At 59.4% G+C, this 18863-nt stretch carries 16 protein-coding genes; 8 read left to right on the forward strand and 8 right to left on the reverse strand.

What is annotated here, in order from left to right; translation table 11 throughout:
* Window position 1 precedes the first annotated feature (1 nt).
* The 4 genes from DEU53_RS03815 to DEU53_RS03830 form a co-directional block, all read right to left on the reverse strand.
* Window positions 2-2374, reverse strand: a complete 2373-nt coding sequence (locus DEU53_RS03815) for a virulence factor SrfC family protein (RefSeq protein ID WP_110866073.1) — start codon at window positions 2372-2374, stop codon at window positions 2-4.
* The gene (locus DEU53_RS03820; RefSeq protein WP_110866074.1) at window positions 2371-5343 is read right to left on the reverse strand and encodes a virulence factor SrfB; all 2973 of its coding nucleotides are present in this window, start codon (window positions 5341-5343) and stop codon (window positions 2371-2373) included. The genes DEU53_RS03815 and DEU53_RS03820 overlap by 4 nt, the downstream gene beginning before the upstream one ends.
* Before the next feature lie 2 nt (window positions 5344-5345).
* Window positions 5346-6689 (reverse strand): SrfA family protein, encoded by a 1344-nt coding sequence (locus tag DEU53_RS03825; RefSeq protein WP_110866075.1) that lies wholly within the window; start codon window positions 6687-6689, stop codon window positions 5346-5348.
* 152 nt (window positions 6690-6841) lie between these two features.
* Window positions 6842-8020, reverse strand: coding sequence for a benzoate/H(+) symporter BenE family transporter (locus tag DEU53_RS03830; RefSeq protein WP_110866076.1), 1179 nt, complete (start codon window positions 8018-8020; stop codon window positions 6842-6844).
* A 96-nt stretch (window positions 8021-8116) separates the two neighbouring features.
* Between DEU53_RS03830 and DEU53_RS03835 the strand changes: the two genes are divergently transcribed.
* The 3 genes from DEU53_RS03835 (at window position 8117) to DEU53_RS03845 (ending at window position 9780) form a co-directional block, all read left to right on the forward strand.
* Window positions 8117-8662 (forward strand): helix-turn-helix domain-containing protein, encoded by a 546-nt coding sequence (locus tag DEU53_RS03835; RefSeq protein ID WP_110866077.1) that lies wholly within the window; start codon window positions 8117-8119, stop codon window positions 8660-8662.
* A 120-nt stretch (window positions 8663-8782) separates the two neighbouring features.
* Window positions 8783-9208: a MarR family winged helix-turn-helix transcriptional regulator gene (locus tag DEU53_RS03840; RefSeq protein ID WP_110866078.1), complete on the forward strand. Its 426-nt coding sequence runs from the start codon at window positions 8783-8785 to the stop codon at window positions 9206-9208.
* Between the two features lie 17 nt (window positions 9209-9225).
* The gene (locus tag DEU53_RS03845) at window positions 9226-9780 is read left to right on the forward strand and encodes an isochorismatase family protein (RefSeq protein WP_110866079.1); all 555 of its coding nucleotides are present in this window, start codon (window positions 9226-9228) and stop codon (window positions 9778-9780) included.
* Between the two features lie 61 nt (window positions 9781-9841).
* On the opposite strand, the gene DEU53_RS03850 is transcribed toward DEU53_RS03845, so the two are convergent.
* The 3 genes from DEU53_RS03850 to pqqU form a co-directional block, all read right to left on the reverse strand.
* Complete coding sequence (locus DEU53_RS03850) at window positions 9842-10267, reverse strand: type II toxin-antitoxin system VapC family toxin (protein WP_110866080.1); 426 nt, start codon at window positions 10265-10267, stop codon at window positions 9842-9844.
* On the reverse strand, window positions 10267-10518 hold the full coding sequence (locus DEU53_RS03855) for a type II toxin-antitoxin system prevent-host-death family antitoxin (protein ID WP_101764487.1): 252 nt from the start codon (window positions 10516-10518) through the stop codon (window positions 10267-10269). Before DEU53_RS03855 ends, DEU53_RS03850 begins: the two co-directional genes overlap by 1 nt.
* A gap of 134 nt (window positions 10519-10652) precedes the next feature.
* Window positions 10653-12764, reverse strand: a complete 2112-nt coding sequence (gene pqqU, locus DEU53_RS03860) for a TonB-dependent receptor PqqU (protein ID WP_199559670.1) — start codon at window positions 12762-12764, stop codon at window positions 10653-10655.
* 152 nt (window positions 12765-12916) lie between these two features.
* Here pqqU and DEU53_RS03865 point away from each other — a divergent pair, with 152 nt between their 5' ends.
* Complete coding sequence (locus DEU53_RS03865; protein WP_255421529.1) at window positions 12917-13846, forward strand: NAD(P)-dependent oxidoreductase; 930 nt, start codon at window positions 12917-12919, stop codon at window positions 13844-13846.
* A gap of 1 nt (window position 13847) precedes the next feature.
* Window positions 13848-14630 (forward strand): helix-turn-helix transcriptional regulator, encoded by a 783-nt coding sequence (locus DEU53_RS03870; protein ID WP_101764486.1) that lies wholly within the window; start codon window positions 13848-13850, stop codon window positions 14628-14630.
* Here the strand turns inward: DEU53_RS03870 and leuA are convergent.
* Complete coding sequence (gene leuA / locus DEU53_RS03875) at window positions 14581-16266, reverse strand: 2-isopropylmalate synthase (protein ID WP_110866082.1); 1686 nt, start codon at window positions 16264-16266, stop codon at window positions 14581-14583. The two genes, DEU53_RS03870 and leuA, sit on opposite strands and share 50 nt — an antisense overlap.
* Window positions 16267-16588: 322 nt before the next feature.
* Here leuA and DEU53_RS03880 point away from each other — a divergent pair, with 322 nt between their 5' ends.
* The 3 genes from DEU53_RS03880 (at window position 16589) to pqqA (ending at window position 18845) form a co-directional block, all read left to right on the forward strand.
* On the forward strand, window positions 16589-17521 hold the full coding sequence (locus DEU53_RS03880; protein WP_110866083.1) for an ABC transporter substrate-binding protein: 933 nt from the start codon (window positions 16589-16591) through the stop codon (window positions 17519-17521).
* A 78-nt stretch (window positions 17522-17599) separates the two neighbouring features.
* A complete protein-coding gene (locus DEU53_RS03885; protein WP_199559671.1) occupies window positions 17600-18625 on the forward strand; it encodes a dipeptidase in 1026 nt (341 codons plus the stop codon).
* Between the two features lie 148 nt (window positions 18626-18773).
* Complete coding sequence (gene pqqA, locus DEU53_RS03890) at window positions 18774-18845, forward strand: pyrroloquinoline quinone precursor peptide PqqA (protein ID WP_002905689.1); 72 nt, start codon at window positions 18774-18776, stop codon at window positions 18843-18845.
* The last annotated feature ends 18 nt before the right edge of the window (window positions 18846-18863 follow it).

Below are 18863 nucleotides of genomic sequence, written 5' to 3' on the forward strand. Positions count from 1 at the left end.
ATTACGCGTGCAGCGGTAACAGCAAAATCGCCAGCATCTGGCGGGCATTAGCGGGCAAATCACCGCCGCCGGTGTAGCCATTGTTCTCAACGATCACCGAATTCAACCCCACCAGCCAGTCATAAATGTAGTAAGCGGTATGATTGGCGGGCGCGGCAGACAAGCGCGTCAAACGCTGTCCCGGCGAGAAGCTGACGCTCGGTGCAGGCGGACGGGCGAAAATGGTCTGACCGCGATTGACGCGGCTTTCAGGGCGCTCGCTCTCCGGACGCTGTAAAAAGCCCAGCCACGCCACAAAATCCCCCAGCACCGTCATGGCGCGTGAAACCTGACGATCGGTACGCGCTTCATGGGCGCTGGCCTGCGCATCCGGCTCGTAAAGCGCGCTTTGCAGTTTGCTCAGCACCTTGAGACGGAAGCTAGCGGTTATTAACTCTTCCACCAGCATCTCCAGCGTCGGCTTATCGACGTTGAGCAGCGCCAGCAGGCTGCGGCTCTCCGGCAACTGACGCAAGTGCTCCAGCCACAGCGCAAACACCTGCTGCGGGAACTGCTGATCGCGCTGACCGCCCGAACTGCGCGGCTCAGCGGCAGCGACCGGCTCATCTTTAAACAGATCAAACTCGAAGCCGATGCCGAAATAGCTCTGCTCAGCGGCCGCCGTTTTGGCGCTGTGTTGAATGTGATGGCTGCTGCTCTGGCTCAGCCACAGCTGACGCACCGCTTCACGCGACGGCTGCAAACGCTCCAATAGTTCGCCGTGCAAACCGGTGCGATGTTGCAAGCATTTCAGCAGCGTATCGGAAATCGCCTGCTTGCGAGCTGCCTGTTCTGGCGTGGCGCTGGATTCGGTCCACGGCTGCAAACGTTCCACCAGCTTGTGCTGTAGCGCGCTGAGCTGCAACGCTAAACGCTCACGGCGCGCTTCCGGCTGCATCTCATCCTGCAACCAACTGCCCATGCGATCGACGCCCGCGCGATCCAGCGCCAGCATCGACCCCCAACTCTGTCCCGGCTGACCAATCTGGCGTTGCACCGCTTCATCAACGTTAATCTGCTGCTGCTGATAGCGCGCATCATGTGGCGTGATCGCCCAAATCAGACGCGGCTTCTCACCGCTGGCGGCGATGGTTTGATGTATGTGCCACTCGCGCAGCGCGCTGGCGGCGACATCGGTGTCGTGACGCTGGCTGGCAGCGGTACAGATCAGCATCAGATCAATGCCCTGACGCGCGGCGTACAGGCCCGGCAGCAGTGCGCGTTTCTGTTCCAGCAGCGTGGCGCGCAGCGGATCGCGTTTGCGCAGCTGGGCCAGTTCATCCTGTTGCGCGCGATCGGCTGGCGTGCCCGGTGCAGGTAGCTCCAGCATATCTGCATCATCGTACAGCGCCTGACGCGGCGTGGAGCTGAGCGGCAAGGTGATCTCCATCGTCAGCAGCGACAGCAATCCCAGCGGTACATGCTGCGCTTTCCCCACGCGATTGGCGACGATCGGACACACTTCGATCATCTCCTGCCAGTCGGCATCATTGCCAATCAGTTTTTCTGCTGGCAGCGCGGCATCATCCACCAGCATGCTGAGCGGCGCTAACACGCGCGGCGCATGGCGCAGCTGGTGGCGCAAATGCATCAGGCTGCGCAGGCTTTCGTTTAGTGCGTTTTGTCCCGGCCACAGCAGGGCAAACAGCTGCACACGGTCGTCCACGTTGAGCCACGGCGCCAGCGCTACCGCCTGCGGCCAGAAGTGACGATCGAGAATCTCGGCATGACGATGGTGACGACGGCTCCACGCCCATAGCGTGATCAGCGCATCGCTGTCGAGGCCAGGCTGTGCTTCATCCTGACGGTGGCGCTGCAAACGCTGCAACGCGGCATCGATCTGCGCCGTGTCCGGCTGAAGCTCGGTGTTGGCACAGGCCAGCATCAAACGAATCAGTTCCACTTCGCTTAGCAGCGTCATCTCCAGCGGCCAGGCGTTGGATTGAGTTTCACGCTGGTGACTGAAGCGGGTGGCGATGGCGAAATCGAGATTGCCGGGATTGATGTTCTGAAAATAATTCAGGGTTTTATCGCCAAGACGTGCGATTAACTGGCCCTGGGCATCGCCGACCATCTCACTCAGCAGCCAGGCTTTGCCCGCCTGCGACTGGCCAAACAGCGCCAGCGTCACCGGACGCGCCAGCTGGCGCGCCAATGCATGGCTCTCCACGCGCGCGCGGCGCAGCTGCAGCGTCAGAGTTTCAGCTTCCATTGCCAGACGCGGCGCGTGCGCCTGATGGGTTTCCACCCAGTTCAGCGCGCCATCCAGCGTTTCCTGCATCAGGCTAAGACGTTTCGCGGGCGTAACCGGCGAGGCTTTTTTGGCAGTTCTCATCGTTTGCAGACGCTCCCGCTGTCGATCCAATATTGCGCATTCGCGTTGCCGGTGGCAGAAAGCGTGTTCAGTTTCAGACTCAGCTGCTCCAGCGGCACGCGCGTGCCGTCATCCATGCGCGCATCGCTCAGCACCAAACGCTCCGGGCCGAGATTATCCGGGCCGGGCTGCACCGCCAGCTTAATGCGCAGTACGCTTTCGCCGGCAACCTGACGCGCCAGCGTCGGGTCCACAATGCTCAGGCTATACAGCGGCGAGGCCGGCCAGCGATCGTTCTCCAACTGGCGGAAGCCGAGGCAAACGTTGCCGCGAATGCGGAAGCTGCTTTTGCGATCCAGCGCGAAGCTGCTGCTGTCGAGATCGATCTCGCTGTAACACAGATTATCGTCGCTGAGCGCCGAGGTCTCATCCAGCACGCCGAGATAGCGAATGGTGGAGTACGGTTCGAAATCACCGGCGCGGAACCAGAAGCTGCTGAGGCGCAGATCGAGCGCCAGCAGGCACAGCATCGCGCCGACTGCGGCGGTGGATTTCGGGTTATCAATGCGGCCCTGCTTGTTGAACGGATACCAGTCGCTGGTGTGATAGCCTTCCAGCGACAAAATACGGCTGCCCGGCAGCGGTTGCAGATGGCGCACCAGCGCCTGAATGCCGGGGAAGCGTGATGGACGACCGGTGAGCAGCAGCACATCACACTGATACAGCGACACCACTTCACACATCGCGCGCAGCGCCGGAATTATCGCCATACGGTGTTGCAGGAACTCGCCGTGCAACTGCGCCATGCTGACCACCAGCGGCACTTCGAGCAGATCGAATCGGCTGTCGCCGCCGAGCGTGCGCTGAATTTCGCCATTCACAAACGCCAGCACGCTGCTGGCCGGTTTTTGCGGCACCAGCTCGCCGAACAGCGCGTTGATCTCGCTATGGCTGTCGAGCGGATCCCAATTTTCATACTGCTCCAGCACCGCCTGCGCCAGCGGAATAAACAGCTGTAGCGTCACTTGCTGACGCAGCGTGGCTTGTCCGTCCATACGGCTGTCGTGACCGAACAGCTTGTTCATCAACGGTTCGGCCAGCTGCAAACCGGCTTTCTGCAAGCTCTGCTGCAACGCTGGCAGAATCCACAGCTGAATCACGTCCAGCAGAATATCGTCACCGGCGACTTTGAAGCCTTCGCGGAACAGTAAGCGCGGGGTGATTTTGACATTGTTGCCCTGGCCGTCATCGAGGCGATATTGGGTAATGGCTAAATCGGTGGTGCCGCCGCCGATATCAATCGAAGCGATGCGCAGGCTTTTACCCGGCAGCTCGTCAACTTCACGCGGACGATCCGGGCGCGCCATGCTGCTGAAGAAATCTTCTGCGCGGCCGGCAAAGTTGACCTGGGTTTCGTTGAATAGCCACACCATTTGACCACAGGTGGCTTCGTCCCACTCCATCTGCACATCCGGTACCGGACGCAGGCTGTTTGCCTGGCTGGCGGCGGTAAATTCCTCTTCGGCCGGATGCCAGCCCTCGGCTTTCCATACCAGCGCGATGGCTTCCTGCATGCGGCGACGGAAAATCTCACGCTCCGGCTTCGGCATCGCTGACGGTAGCGTCAGGATCACATGACGCAGCTGGCGCGGCGCCTGGCTTTGCGGCATGCGCTGGCGCTGTGCCACGCTGTTCATCTGCATCATCGCCTGCGCCAGCAGTTCGCACAGCATAAAGGTCATCAGCGAACTGCGGCTGTAGCTGGCGGAGAACACCGGCAGACGATCGTCTTCCGCCAGCGCGTGCAGCGGCTGGCCTTCGTCATTGATCAGTAAAGTGAACGGCAGCGCAGTCGCCTGTGGCTCATCGCTGCTGCCGTTGGCGTTGAAGCGCCAGCCTGGCTGATAGCGCGCTTCATCCCACAAGTAGCGGCGCGGGCTGGATAACCCGGTGCTCCCTTCGGTGCCGGCACGCAGCAACGCCAGACGGCTGGCTTCCCGGCCTACGCGCGTCAGCGACGGCCACATAAAAGCGTTTTCCCGGCCGCTCTCCAGCGAGAAGTTGGCCTTACCGAAACGGGTTTCAGCAAACTCCAGACGGCTGTCGAACAGCTCGTTGTAAACCTGATGCGGCTCGGAGAGATCGCGCAGCTGCAGCTCGTAGGTTTGACGCAGGCCGCTGCTCTCTTCGGCGTGATCTTCCACCAGAATGCCGCAGGTATGCGAGTTGCCGACGTCGAGAATGATATCGACGTTGACCGCCGGGGTTTGCAGCGAAGTTGCCTGAATATAGATTTCCGCCAGATCGAGCTGCTCGCCCAGCAGTTCCAGCAAGTTAAGATAGTGCGCCTGATATTCGAATTCACGCAGCGCCTGGTTCAGCTCCTGCTCGCGACGTGATTCCAGCGCATGCACCTGCTGGCTAAAGGTTTCACGCAGCCAGCCATCAACCCATGTATGGTCGAGGAATTCACCCAGCTCGTAGTTGTGCCAGGCGAGGGCGAAACTGACGCCGTTCTGCGCATCGGCTTTGCTTAAACCGTGCTGCTCGCCGCCATCCTGCTCAGACACAATGCGCGTATCAAAGGCGAGGGTGATGCGATGGGTGTTGCCTGCCGCGTCGGGTTGCGCCAGCGGCGCCAGATGCAGACGTGCCCAGTTGTCCGGGCCGCCGATAAAACGACGTCCGCTGGTGCAGCGCAGCACCGGCAGCGGCAGCCATTGATGGGCCAGCAGCTTCAGGGAATTGGCTAGCGCGATATCCGTTTCCGGACGCACCACTTCCGCCGCGCCGCCATCTTCCGGATAGAGCAGGAACTTGCCGCTGTTACCGTCGACGTTGAGACGCAGCAGCGGGCCGTTGGCGGTTTGCCGCACGAACTGGCGGCGAGCCTGCAACGCAGGTAAACGCAAACCGAAATCAAGAAACTGCACACCGCTATCTTCAATCAGCGTGATTTTCTGTTTGTCATCGATGAGGGGAGCCAACATGTTTACTTACTCTCACGCTTAATCGTCAACGGAAAGACCTGATCTGCGCCGTATTGCGCAGTACAGCTGGCGATGCCATCACCGGCTTTACACACCAGTTCCGGCATGCGGTAACGCGATTTATCGCTGCAGGTCGCAGTATAGCGGCTGCGCACTTCCATGCTGCCGGCGCTGGTCATCGCGGCGGTGACATCGGCTTTACAGCGGATGTTGTCGCCCTGGGTAATGGTGGCGGTGCCTTTGCCGTTGCGGATTTGATAGCGCAGGCTTGGCGGTTTGCCGGTCGGCAGATTGGTTTGACGCAACGTGACGCGCCAGGTGCCGTTAATAAATTTCACCGATCCAACGCGCGCATCTTCGGTGGTCATCACCAAATCATCGGCTTTGGCCGGTTCGGTGTGTTCAGCCACCACCTCAGGCGGCGCGACAGGTGTGGCAACCGGCGCGGCGGCAACGACGGTGGCGGCGGTTTGTGGCAGCGTGGTGGCGAGTTTTTCCGCTTTAACCATCACGGCAGGCGGCTTACTCACCGGCACCGGCACATCCGCAACGCTAATCGCAGCCGGTTGCGGCGCGCTGTGCAGCCAGTAGGCGACGCCCGCAGCCACCAGCGCCGCAACCGGCAACAGCAGCATCAGCGGACGCACGGTAAAGGCGCGACGTGGCGGCGCGACAGGTTCGGGGAGCGATTCAGGCGCGGGCTCAGCAATGTCCTCAACCGCCGGTTCTTCGGCTTCAGGTTCCGGCTCGATCAGCGGTTGAGCAGCAGCAGGCGACACCTCGATCAGCGGCGCAATTACCGGCGCAACCACCAGCGGAGCAGGTGCTGGCGGTTCTGGCAGCAGCGGCGGCAGCGCATCTTCCAGCGAATCGCGCAGGCAGGCCAGCGCGTCATCACGCGAACGCGCCTGCGGATCAACAAAGCCCCAGAAGGTGATCACCGGTTTGCCATCCACCAGATAAACGTACTGCTGATCCGGGAACTGCAACGTTTTGCTCAGCAACGCACCAAACAAGCGCATCGCCGGATTCTCCGCGTCGCGCGCGCGCAGGCTCAGCGCCTGCAGATCCTGCTGGTTTAGCGTCAGCAGTTCCAGCGCCTGACGGCGCTCGTGATCGCTGGCACCCAGCCAGGATTTTACTTTGCCAGTAAACGGGGCGTACCAATCGAGGCGGTCACCGCGCTCGTTGACCTGCGGGATCGCGAGGCAATTGGCCAGCGTGGTTTGGCGGCGCAGGCGCAGGGTTTCACGGATTTGCAGCGCGGACGTCCAGACCGGCTGGCCGTTTTCACCCAGTGCCAGTACCGTGTCCAGATTGCCGCTGCGCAGAAAAGTTTTTGCCACTCGTTGGGCCCTTATCGGTGGTTGTCTGAGGCAGAACAGTGTGTGTTTTTGGCGATGATAGTGATCTTAAGCCAAATGCAGCGAAATCAAACGGCTGATAAAGGGGGAAAAACAGGGCGTTTTTCCCCCGTGCGGAGAAGATTGCTGAAATTTTAAGCGCGGCTGCGCGGGGAAAGGATCACATAGGTCAGCATGCCGCCGAGCAAACCCCAAAAGGCGGAGCCGATGCCGAGCAGCGAAATACCGCTGGCGGTGATCAGAAACGCCACGATGGCGCTGTCGCGCTGATCCGGTTCGGCTAAGGCGCGCTGCAAACTGCCGGACAGCGTAGCCAGCAGCGCGAGGCCCGCCAGCGTGGCAATCAACACCGGCGGCAAGGCGCTCAGCATGATGGCGATCAATCCGCCGGTAAATCCGGTCAGCAGATAGAGCACGCCCGCCAATGCCGATGCCATCCAGCGGCGCGCCGGATTCGGATCGACATCGTCGCCCATACAGATAGCAGCGGTAATCGCAGCGATACACACCGAAAACCCGCCAAACGGCGACAGCACTAAAGCGATAAAGCCGGTCCAGCCGGTGAGCGCAGATACCGGCGGCTGATAGCCGTGCGCCTGCAAGGTGGCGATGCCGGGCGCATTTTGCGACGCCATGGTGACGAGAAAATAGGGCAAACCCACGCCAATCAGCGCCGCCAGAGTAAACTGCGGCATGATGAATTCCGGCCGACTGATCGCCAGCGCATGCGGCGGAAAGTGGATCGATTGCTGGCCGAGCGCCACCAGCACGCCCGCGATCAACGCCAGAATGATGGCGTAGCGCGGCAGCCAGCGGCGGCTCAACAACCACACCAGACACATGCTGCCGCACAGCGCGAAATTGCTCTGCAAACCGCTAAAGGTGCCGATGCCAAATTTCAGCAGAATCCCGGCCAACATCGCGGCCGCCAGCGACTGCGGAATGTGATTCATCAGGCGGGCGAACAGGCCGGTAGCGCCGCATAACACAATTAACAGGTTGGTGGCGACAAACACGCCCACCACTTCATTCAGCGTCAAACCCTGCACGCTGGTGGCGAGCAGCGCCGCGCCAGGCGTCGACCAGGCCGCGAGGATCGGCATGCGTGTCCATAGCGATAAGCCGAGCGAGGCCAACCCCATACCTACGCCGAGCATCGACAGCCAGCCGCCAATCTGCGCCGGCGAAGCGCCCGCCGCCTGCGCCGCCTGGAAGATCAGCGCCGCCGTGCTGCTGTAGCCCACCAGCACGGCGATAAAACCCGAGATCAGCATCGGGAAAGAGAAGGCACTGCGTGTGGTGGCGGTGGTCATCAGGTCACATCCGATTGTGCGTTATAACGCACATTGTGGCATGGAGCGTTATAGCGCACAAGTGCTACACTGCGCGCGAGCTTTTCGGGAGAACACATGGAAAATTTGCATCAACATTTGAGTCTGGCGCTGAAACAGCTGCGTCAGGCCAACGGCTGGAGCCTGACGCTGGCAGCGGATCGCACCGGCGTGAGCAAAGCGATGCTCGGCCAAATCGAGCGCGGCGAATCGAGCCCCACGGTGGCGACGCTGTGGAAAATCGCCACCGGCTTTAACGTGCCGTTTTCCTTCTTTGTGCAGGGCAGCGATCAACCGCCGGGCAGCGTGGCGACCTTCAGCCAGCCCAACGCGCAGATGCAGGTCAAGTCGCTGCTGCCGTACGATGCCAGACTGCATTTTGATCTGCTGGAAGTGACACTGGCGGGTGGCGCGCAGAGTGATTCATCAGCGCATGAAAGCGGGGTGATTGAGCAGGTTGTGGTGCTGGAAGGCGAATTGTTGCTGGGCGTGGAAGGCACATGGCGCCGCTTGCTTTCGGGCCAGGCCAGCCAGTTCGCCGCCGATACGCCGCACAGCTACCGCAATCCCCTCAGCACGCCGCTGCGTTTCCACAGTTTGATTCATTATCTGCAGCGTGCCTAGGATCGCCATGCATGGCGACCACCTAACAATCTTGCACAATTACAAATTGATACGAAGGTAAACTACCCAGTTTGCCTTCGTATTTATATACTCGCGGCTCATCAGTAAGGAGAAGGTGCCATGAGCGACCTCAACAGCGCGGCGGCGTTACTGCGCAGCATCAATGGCAAACTGGCGCGTCGCCTGCGTGAATCGGCGCCGCCGGGGGATCTCACCTGGCCGCAGGTGTCGGTACTCGGCTATCTGGTGCGCGATGGCGCGATGACGGTAACAGAATTGGCTACGCTGGAAGGGGTGCGCACGCAGTCGATGGGCGCCACCGTGGCGAGCCTGCAGACGCTGGGTATGGTGCAGGGTGCAGCCGATCCGCTGGATGGCCGCAAAACCCGCTATCAACCCACCGATGCCTGCCTGAAACTGATTGCTGCCAACCGCGCACAACGCGACGACTGGCTGCTCAACAGCATCGCAACGCAACTGAACCCGCAGGAACAGCACACGCTGCTGGCCGCGCTTCCCTTACTGCAACGACTTGCCAACCAATAATCCTGAGAGGACTTAACATGGCTTTAACTACCCTTGACGACAACACCGCGCTGATTGTGATTGACCTGCAAAACGGCATTGTTGCGCTGCCGGTCGCACCGTTAGAGGCGCATGAAGTGATTGAGCGCTCAGCGCGTCTGGCCGATGCATTCCGCGGGCAAAAGCGCCCGGTGGTGCTGGTCAACGTTGCGGGCGGCGCGCCTGGCCGTAATGAGCAGCCGAAACACGCTGGCGATTTGCCAGCCGATTGGGCGACGTTGGTGCCGGACCTGGCGCAGCAGCGCGGCGACATCATCGTTACCAAAAAAACCTGGGGCGCTTTCCATAACACGGATCTGCACGAGCAGCTGCAGCAGCGCGGCATCACACAAGTGGTGATTTGCGGCATCGCCACCAGCATAGGTGTGGAATCCACGGCGCGTCAGGCGTATGAGCTGGGTTACAACGTCACGTTGGCAACCGACGCCATGACCTGCCTGAATGCCGAAACGCATAAAAACAGCGTCGAGCGTATCTTCCCGCGCCTGGGCGAAACCGGCACAACCGATGATGTGCTGGCGTTGTTGAAGTAAGGATCATCGTAGGGTGCGCATTCATGCGCACCTGGCTTTCAGGTCGCCATGAATGGCGAGCCTACAGTTCCTGCCACGGATTCAGCAACATCACGCCAGTGGTATCAAAATCCCGTACGTTACGCGTGACCAGAATCAGCTCGTGATGAATCGCTGTCGCCGCGATCAGCGCATCGGTATGTGGGCGTTCATCAGGAATATGCAGCTGAGCGCAAAGGCGGGCCACGCCGCTATCAATAGAGAGTGTACGCCAGGCAAATTCTGTCAGAACCTGCTCTTGATACCAGCGCTGTAAATGATGGGCTTGCTGAGGGTCTTTACGGGCGAACTTAAGGATACCTTTTTCAATTTCCATCAGCGTCAATGCTGAAATAAACATCTCTTCAGCATCAATGCTTTTAGCCCAGGCTATCACCTGAGGATTGGCTTTAGGCGTCCCTGCCTTACGTAATTCTGAAATAACATTGGTATCCAGCAAATAGCGCATTAGAACTCCACATCCCTGTTGATTATGGTCGCACGTTCTGGCTCAAAATCGATATCTACGCCGTCCGGCATGGCGAGTGAATCTACGATGCTTCGGTTTGAACCCGTGAGTTTTTTATACGCTTCAAATGTCAGTAAAACATGTGCAGGATTGCCACGGTCAGTAATATAAACCGGGCCTTCCTCGGCGGCTTTCTTGGCCCGGGATACCTCCTGATTAAAAGCTCGACTGCTGATTCTCGTCACTGTCATCACGACCTCCATGATATGTAGAGATGTTGCTACATAACTATAAAGTAAGATGCCGTGCTGGACAATATTCAACCAATATCAAAGCCCCGCAAGCGGCTTGCAGGGCTTTGATATCATCTATCCAACGCGTTTATTTACTGAAACGCATAACTCACCGTCAGGCCCACGCTGTAATTGCGGCCCGGCGCCGGTTCGTAATAGCGACCGTTGCTTTCATTCACGATCACCGAACCGATGTAGTTGCGATCAAACAGGTTATCGACGCGACCAAACAGATCCAACGTCCAGTTCTGCACCAGCCATTTATAACCGCTGTTCACGCCGACCACGGTATAAGACGGCGCTTTCACGTCATTCTCATCATCCGCCGCGATATCGCTCAGGTAGCGCATATCGGTTCCGGCATACCAGCCTTGGTCGGGCGCGTAAGCCAGTCCGGCGTAAGCCATGTTACGCGCAATGCCGGGAATGCGGTTGCCGTCGCAGCTTTCGGTGCCGCAGGCGTTAGAGCGGTAGCGGGCATCCAGCAAGGTCCATGCGGCTTTGAAGCGCCAGCTCTCGCCGAATTGCTGGTCGAGGCCCAGCTCCAATCCACGACGGCGGGTTTCACCGGCGTTTTTGTAGCTGGTGCGGCCTTCAAAGCTGCTGTCAGAAACGATCTCGTTTTTGGTGTCAGTCTGGAAAATCGCCGCAGTTAACAGGCCGTTGCCGATGCGTTTTTTACTGCCCAGTTCAACCGTTTCGCTGGTGGCAGGTTGCAGGTTGAGATTCAGCCCGGCCTGATCGGCCGCGCGATAGGACAACTCATTCAGCGTCGGCGTTTCGAAGCCGCGACCAGCAGAAACGTAGGCGTTCCAGCTGTTATCAATGGCGTAATTCAGCGCAGCGGCAGGCAACCAGCGGTGATAGCGACGATTGCCGCTGTCATCGGGATCGCTGTCGGTGACGTAATAGTCATTGGAGTCGAAATTCACCGTGCTGAAACGCACGCCTGCATCCAGTGACAGTTTATCGGTTAGCTGCCACGCGGTTTGCAGATAGGGATCGAGGTTCCACATCAGATTGCGTTCATTACGACGCATCTCGCCCTGTACGCCCAACTCGTCGCCGTTAAAGTTTTGATAACCTTTACGCTTCTCAGTCATGGTTTCATAGTCGAGCCCGCCGGTGAAGGTTACCGGAATGGTGAACAGCGCGTCGCGGTGCGTCCAGCGGGTATCAATGCCCTGATAATGACGCGACAAAGCAATCACGCCGCCGGGATAACCTGCGCGCAGCTGAGTGGCTTTAGGAATGGATTGATACTGCGTGGTTTCACGTTCACCCGCGTACATCATCACGCTCAGGTCATCGTTCTCACTCATCTGGCGCTGATAGTGCAGGCCTGCTTGCGTCTGATCGACGGTTTTACGCGCGTCGTACAAGCTCACGTTGCTGGCGACCTGGCGTGGATTATTTTTCCACTGCTCAGCGGTCAAACCGCCCGGGTCCTGCGCTTCAACGTGCACGCTGTTGAACAGCAGCGTCAGGGTGCTGACATCGTCGATGCGGACGCCGAGTTTGGCGTTGCCGAGGTTTTTCTGCGCCGAGCTGTGATCGCGGAAGCCGTGCGTGGTAAAACGCGAGGCGGAAACCGTGTAGTTGACGTCGCCGGCTTGCGTACCGTCGCCGGTTGCACCGCTGGCTTTAACGCTGTTGCGCCAGCTGCCGTGACTGCCGTACCAGCTGCTGGCTTCCAGCGTGGTGGGTTGCTGTCCGGTTTCGGTTTCAACGTTAATCACGCCGCCCGACGAGTTGCCGTACAGCGCCGAGAAGGGGCCGCGCAGCACGTCGATGTGATCGATGGAGCCGATATCGATGTTGGAAGTTTGTCCCTGGCCATCGGGCATGGTGGCGGGGATCCCGTCGACGTACATACGAATGCCGCGCAGGCCAAAGGTGGAACGCGAACCAAAACCGCGCACCGAAATCTGCAGATCCTGGGCATAATTTTGACGATTTTGTATCTGTAAACCCGGCACGCTGCTGAGGTTCTCTGACAAATTGACGCGCGGTGCCGCATGGCGCATATCGTCGCCGGACACCACGCTAACCGCGGCTGGCGTGTCGAGTTCAGAAAGGCCCGATGCGGACGGCGCCGCGCTCACCACCATGGTGTTGCTGGCCGCGTTTGCCGCCAGCGCCGAGACCGGTAACATCGCAGGCAGCATCAGCAGCGAAGCCTGTCGCAGTAAAGCTATTTTCATTATGAAAGACCGTAAAAAGGGCGTGGAATGTACCGAATGGAACATTAATGGCGCGTATGTTAATCGTTTTATCATTTGTTTGAAAAGCGTAAATAGTATGACGGATTATTCATCATTGCGGTGTTGAAAATGTTTTTTCATCGCATCTCTGGCTGGCTGCGTCAGGGAAATTCTGTCAGTCTGGCGGTTTTGTCTTAAGGCACAAAAGAGAGGGAATGATGAGTCAACAACCTGTGGTCGCGGTACTGGGATTGGGCGCGATGGGGCATGCGTTTGCCGCTAACCTGTTGAAAAAAGGCTTCACGGTGCGCGGCTGGAACCGCACGCGTGCCAAAGGCGAAGATCTGCTGGATGCAGGCATCACGCTGGCCGACAGCGCTGCACAAGCGGTGAGTGGCGCGGATGTGGTGATCGCCATGCTGGCCGACGGCGATACCACGCGTCAGGCGCTGAACGACGCCAGCTCCGCGCTCAAGCAGGGCGCGACAATTTGCCAGATGGGCACCATCGGCGTGGCCGCCACCGATCAACTGATCGCGGAATTCAAAAGCACGCGTCCGGACGTGGTGTTTATCGATGCACCGGTTTCCGGCACTAAAGCGCCAGCAGAGAATGCGCAAATCCTGGTGATGGCCAGCGGCGATCAGAGCAACGCGCAGGCCGCCGAGCAGGTGTTCGCCGCGATCGGTAAAGGCACGCAGTGGCTGGGCGAGGCGGGCGCCAGTTCGCGCATGAAGCTGGTGGTGAATAGCTGGCTGATTGGTCTGATGCAGAGCCTGGCGGAAAGTACGCGTCTGGCGGAAGAGTTTGGTTTCAGCACCGACGATCTGTGGAAAGTGCTGGATGGCGGTCCGCTGGCGGCACCGTACGCCAAAATGAAACTTGGCATGATTGCCAGCGGCGATTTCACGCCGCAGATGCATCTGGTGTGGGCGCTGAAAGACGCCAAACTGGCGCTGGATGCGGCGGGCGATAGCAAACTGCCGGCGCTGGAAAACATTGTGGATGTCTGGCAGCAAGCGGTAGATGCCGGTTACGGCGAGCAGGATCTGGCGGCGGTTTATCAATATCTGAAACGCTAACATGAGTGCGCGGCTCAACTTCGACTTCGCCTATCGTCCGCTGGTGCCCTATGCGCACGATTATGCGCATGGCGACGCGGAGCCGTGGCATCACCACGCTTGCGCCCAGCTGATCCACACGCTGAGCGGCGTGGTGAAAGTGGAAACGCAGCACGGCAGCTGGATTGTGCCGCCGAGTCGCGGCGTCTGGCTGCCGGCGGGGACGCGTCACGCGCTGCACATTGTTGGCGCGGTGGCCGCGCGCACGCTGTTTGTGGATCCGCTGGCGCGCGCCGATCTGCCCGCCAGTTGTCAGGTGGTGCAGATTTCGCCGCTGCTGCGTGAGTTGATTGTCAGCGCGCTGGCGCTGCCGGAGCAGTACGTTCCCGGTAGCCGCGCCGAGCGGATTTACGAGCTGATCCTCGATGAGATCCGCGTGATGGATGTGCTGCCGTTTGGTCTGCCGCTGCCGGAAAGCGAGCGGCTGCTGAGTTTGTGCCAGCAGATCCAGCAAGCGCCCGGGGAAAACTGGACGCTGGCCCGCGCGGCTACGCAACTCTGCGTGGCCGAACGCACGCTGGCGCGCCATTTTAGTCGCGAAACCGGGTTACAATTCAGCGATTGGGTGCGCCGTGCGCGACTGAGCGTGGCGTTGACCCGCCTAGCGCAGGGCGATAGCGTGCTGACGGTGGCGCTCGATCTCGGTTATGACAGCCCGAGCGCCTTCAGCGCGATGTTTCGCCGCGTGCTCGGCGTCACGCCAGCGAACTACTTTCCTGCGGCAGAAAAGCGTGCGCTGCGTTGAGCAGCGCCTGCAGTGAAGCGCGCGCCACATCATTATCAATGCCTACGCCCCACGCGCGTTCACCGCGTGCATTAATGCAACTGATGTAGGTCACCGAACGACTGTCGCTGCGTTTGCCCAGCGTGTGTTCGTGATAATCCTCAATGGTGATGATTACGTCATAGCGCTGACGCAGCGCGGCAACGGCGGCTGAGAGCAAGCCGTTGCCTTTACCTTCCAGCATCAACTGCTTCGCGCCCTGTTGCAGCCGCGCCTTGAGGCGCGTTTCGCCTTTATCGTCGCTGTGACTTTCCGCTTCCAGCAAACAACGCGCGGGCTGCGTTAAGCCGTAATGCTGACAAAACAGCTGCCACAGCGCGTGATGGGTCATCTCCTGACCGTGCTGGTCGGTTTGCTGTTGCACCAGACGGCTGAAATCCTGCTGCAAGCCGCGCGGCAGTTGCAGACCGTGATTCTGCTCCAGCAGCCAGGCGGCGCCGCCTTTACCCGATTGACTGTTAACGCGGATCACCGCTTCGTAGCTGCAGCCGATATCCAGCGGATCGAGCGGCAGATACGGCATCTGCCAGATTGCTTCTTCACGCTCAGCACGGGCGGCAAAGCCTTTGCGTATCGCATCCTGATGCGAACCGGAGAAGGCGGTAAACACCAGTTCACCTGCATACGGATGACGCGGATGCACTGGCAGCTGGTTGCAGCGCGTCACCACTTCCAGCACCTGCTGGATATCGCTGAAATCGAGCTGCGGCGCGATGCCCTGAGTGTAGAGATTGAGCGCCAGCGTAACGATATCGACGTTGCCGGTGCGCTCGCCGTTGCCAAACAAACAGCCTTCCACGCGATCGGCACCCGCCAGCAGCGCCAGCTCGGCGCAGGCGATGCCGGTACCGCGATCGTTATGCGGATGCACGCTGATCGCGACCTGCGATCGCTGGCTGAAGTGGCGACAGAAAACCTCAATCTGATCGGCATAGACGTTCGGCGTGTTCACTTCGACGGTCGCGGGCAGGTTGATGATCATCGGACGCGCCGGGCCCGGCTGCCAAATCGCCGCCACCGCTTCGCAAATCTCCAGCGCAAACTCCGGTTCGGTAAAGCAGAAGGTTTCTGGCGAATACTCGAAGGTCCACGCGGTATCCTTTTGCGCTTCGCAACGGGCGCGAATTTGACGCGCACCGGCGCAGGCCAGTTCGATAATTTCAGCTTTGCTCTGGCGGAATACGCGCTCGCGGAACAGCGGCGCGGTGGCGTTGTAGAGATGAATAATGGCGTTCGGCGCGCCACGCAGCGCGTCGAAAGTGCGATCAATCAGATCGCTGCGCGCCTGGGTCAACACCTGAATCGCCACATCGTCTGGAATGTGCTTCTGCTCAATCAGCAAACGGACAAAATCAAAATCGGTCTGCGATGCCGCCGGAAACGCCACCTCAATCTCCTTAAAGCCACAGCGCAGCAGCAGTTGCCAGAACTCCAGCTTGCGCGCGCTGTCCATCGGTGTCGTCAGCGCCTGATTGCCGTCGCGTAAGTCGGTAGAGAGCCAGCGCGGTGCCTGCGTCAGCTGGCGCGAGGGCCACTGACGATCGGGTAAGTCGACAACCGGAAACGGGCGGTATTTTGCAGCGGGTTGCGTGAGCATAACGATCTCCTTGTAATGTGGCGTTCAGTCTCGCCCAGCATCGCGTGGCGCGGCTCGCGCATTGCTGACAATCATTCGCGCAAAAGTGACAACCGGGTTCAGACTCTTGCGCGCACACTCTGTAGCGGCGCGATTAATCGCGCATTTTTCCGGCGACACCGCGATCCTCCCGACATTGCGCAATAAATTGCGCCGCTACGATAATTGCGGTGATTGCATGCACAGTCTTTATGCGCCACGCGGCATATCTCATACGAAATCGGCATCGGTCATTTGGCGCGCGCGGGTTAGGCTGGGGTTTTGCGAGATGGGATAAAACACAATGAAAAGAGCAGCTTTGGCACTATTAATCGTGACAGCCAGCGGCGCGGCGGCGGCAGAAACCGTGACGCTGCGCATTGCCGATCAAAAAGGAAATATGCACGCCGAAATGGAAGCGGCGCAGCAGTTGAACAACCTCAATTATAAAATCGAATGGGCCGAATTCCCGGCGGCGGCTCCGCTGGCGGAAGCGCTGAATGCCGGTGCGGTGGATGCCGGTATTATCGGCGATGCGCCGCTGCTGTTCTCGCTGGCGGCCGGTTCGCAGGTGAAAGCGGTGGCGGTGAGCAAATCGGTGCCCGAAGGATTGGCGGTGCTGGTCAGCCCGGATTCACCCATCAAAACCGTTGCTGAGTTAAAGGGCAAAAGCATCGCTACCGGACGCGGATCGATTGGTCACTTTGAGGCGCTCAAAGCGCTGGAGCAAGCGGGCGTCAGCGATAAAGAGGTTAACTGGCGCTTCTTAACGCCGGCGGATGCGCGCATCGCGCTGGCAAACGGTTCGGTGGATGCCTGGTCAACGTGGGATCCTTATACCGCGCTGGCGGAAGTGACCCACACCGGACGCGTGCTGGTGAACGGCGTTGGCCTGTCCAGCGGCAACAGCTTCCTCGCGGCCACCGACGCCGCGCTAAACGATGGAGCCAAACGCGCGGCGCTGCAGGATTACGTCAATCGCTTAGCCGCCGCCGATCGCTGGGCCAACAGCCATGTCGATGAGTACTCCACCACGCTGGCAAAAATCATCGGTTTCCCGAAAGAGGCGGCGGCGAAATCCTTCTCACGCCGCAAATCGCACTGGCAAAGCATCGATGATGCCACCATCGCCCAGCAGCAGGAGACCGCCGATTTCTACCAGAAATACGGTTTGATCCAGCAGCATCTTGATGTGAAACCAACTTTTTATCACGGCTTAAAGGTTGCGCAGAACTAACCCTTTGTGCGCCCGCATTTGGCGAAACAGCAGCGCGCGCGTAGCATGGCGCCATGTTGTTTCGTCAAAGAACCCCTCATGTTGCTAAAAACCTTCGACGGTCATAACGACCTGCTTCTCAATCTGTGGCTGCATCATCGCGATGATCCGGCGCAGGCCTTTTTTCACGGCATCGAAAAGGGCCACCTCGATTTTCCGCGCATGCAGCAGGGCGGTTTTGCCGGTGGGCTGTTCGCGATGTTTGTGCCGCCAGCGCGCTATGTCAAAGAGGTCGCGCCGCAGCGAGCGGAGGAAAATCTCGAACCGCTGGCGATTCTCTGGCAGCAACTCGACATCCTGAAAACGCTGGCGGCGCAATCTGATGGGCGGGCGCGGTTATGCCTTAACACCGCTGATATTGCCGCCTGTCGCGCTGACGGCGTGCTGGCGCTGGTGGCGCATATTGAGGGCGCAGACGGGTTTGATGGCGAGGGTGAAGCGCTTGATGCGTTTTACCAGGCGGGCGTGCGCAGCATCGGGCCGTTCTGGAATCTGCCCAATCGCTTTGGCGAAGGCGTCAGCGGATCATTCCCCAACTCACCGGACAGCGGGCCAGGCTTGACCGAACAAGGTGAGCAGCTGATCGCCGCTGCCAATCGCCATCGCATGCTGATCGATATGTCGCACATGAACGAGAAAGCCTTCTGGGACACCGCGCGCCTGTCAACCGCGCCGCTGGTGGCGACGCACTCCAATGCGCACGCGCTCTGCGCGCAGCCGCGTAATCTCACCGACGATCAGCTGCGCGCCATCCGCGACAGCGGCGGCGTGGTGGGCGTGAATTTTGGCAACGCTTTTCTGCGCAGCGACGGAAAACGCGACAGCGACACCGCATTGATCGAAATTGTTAAACATGTTGAGCACCTGATCGCGATAATGGGCCGCGATCATGTGGCGCTGGGCTCCGATTTTGATGGCATCAGCGTGCCTGAGGCGCTGAAAGACGTGAGCGGATTACCGCATCTTTATGCGTTGTTGCGTTCGTTCGACTACGATCAAACAGCACTTGAGCAGCTCGCATGGGGCAACTGGCAGCGCGTGTTGCAACAAATTTGGCAGGATTAGCACCATTCCCTTACCGAATCAGGGTTGATCTGCTCGCTACATTGGCGCAACATCTGCGCGCGTACGGATTGCGATGTGATCTAAGTCACAGCCGCAATCCTCTTCAGCAGAGATTTCTCTGCGTTTTTGTTTTATGAGGAAGACCATTATGTGGAAAAAACCTGCGTTTATTGACCTGCGTCTGGGCCTGGAAGTGACTCTGTACATCTCCAACCGCTAAGACTTCTGCCCGCCGTTC

Source organism: Pantoea sp. AG1095, assembly GCF_003208415.1.
Lineage (GTDB): Bacteria > Pseudomonadota > Gammaproteobacteria > Enterobacterales > Enterobacteriaceae > Pantoea > Pantoea leporis.

Bases quoted from the DNA above. Each gene is read 5' to 3' on its own strand.
- DEU53_RS03815 (WP_110866073.1), bottom strand. From the start codon at position 2,374: ATGAGAACTGCCAAAAAAGCCTCGCCGGTTACGCCCGCGAAACGTCTT.
- DEU53_RS03820 (WP_110866074.1), bottom strand. From the start codon at position 5,343: ATGTTGGCTCCCCTCATCGATGACAAACAGAAAATCACGCTGATTGAA.
- DEU53_RS03830 (WP_110866076.1), bottom strand. From the start codon at position 8,020: ATGACCACCGCCACCACACGCAGTGCCTTCTCTTTCCCGATGCTGATC.
- DEU53_RS03835 (WP_110866077.1), top strand. From the start codon at position 8,117: ATGGAAAATTTGCATCAACATTTGAGTCTGGCGCTGAAACAGCTGCGT.
- DEU53_RS03840 (WP_110866078.1), top strand. From the start codon at position 8,783: ATGAGCGACCTCAACAGCGCGGCGGCGTTACTGCGCAGCATCAATGGC.
- DEU53_RS03845 (WP_110866079.1), top strand. From the start codon at position 9,226: ATGGCTTTAACTACCCTTGACGACAACACCGCGCTGATTGTGATTGAC.
- DEU53_RS03850 (WP_110866080.1), bottom strand. From the start codon at position 10,267: ATGCGCTATTTGCTGGATACCAATGTTATTTCAGAATTACGTAAGGCA.
- DEU53_RS03855 (WP_101764487.1), bottom strand. From the start codon at position 10,518: ATGACAGTGACGAGAATCAGCAGTCGAGCTTTTAATCAGGAGGTATCC.
- pqqU (WP_199559670.1), bottom strand. From the start codon at position 12,764: ATGAAAATAGCTTTACTGCGACAGGCTTCGCTGCTGATGCTGCCTGCG.
- DEU53_RS03870 (WP_101764486.1), top strand. From the start codon at position 13,848: ATGAGTGCGCGGCTCAACTTCGACTTCGCCTATCGTCCGCTGGTGCCC.
- leuA (WP_110866082.1), bottom strand. From the start codon at position 16,266: ATGCTCACGCAACCCGCTGCAAAATACCGCCCGTTTCCGGTTGTCGAC.
- DEU53_RS03880 (WP_110866083.1), top strand. From the start codon at position 16,589: ATGAAAAGAGCAGCTTTGGCACTATTAATCGTGACAGCCAGCGGCGCG.
- DEU53_RS03885 (WP_199559671.1), top strand. From the start codon at position 17,600: ATGTTGCTAAAAACCTTCGACGGTCATAACGACCTGCTTCTCAATCTG.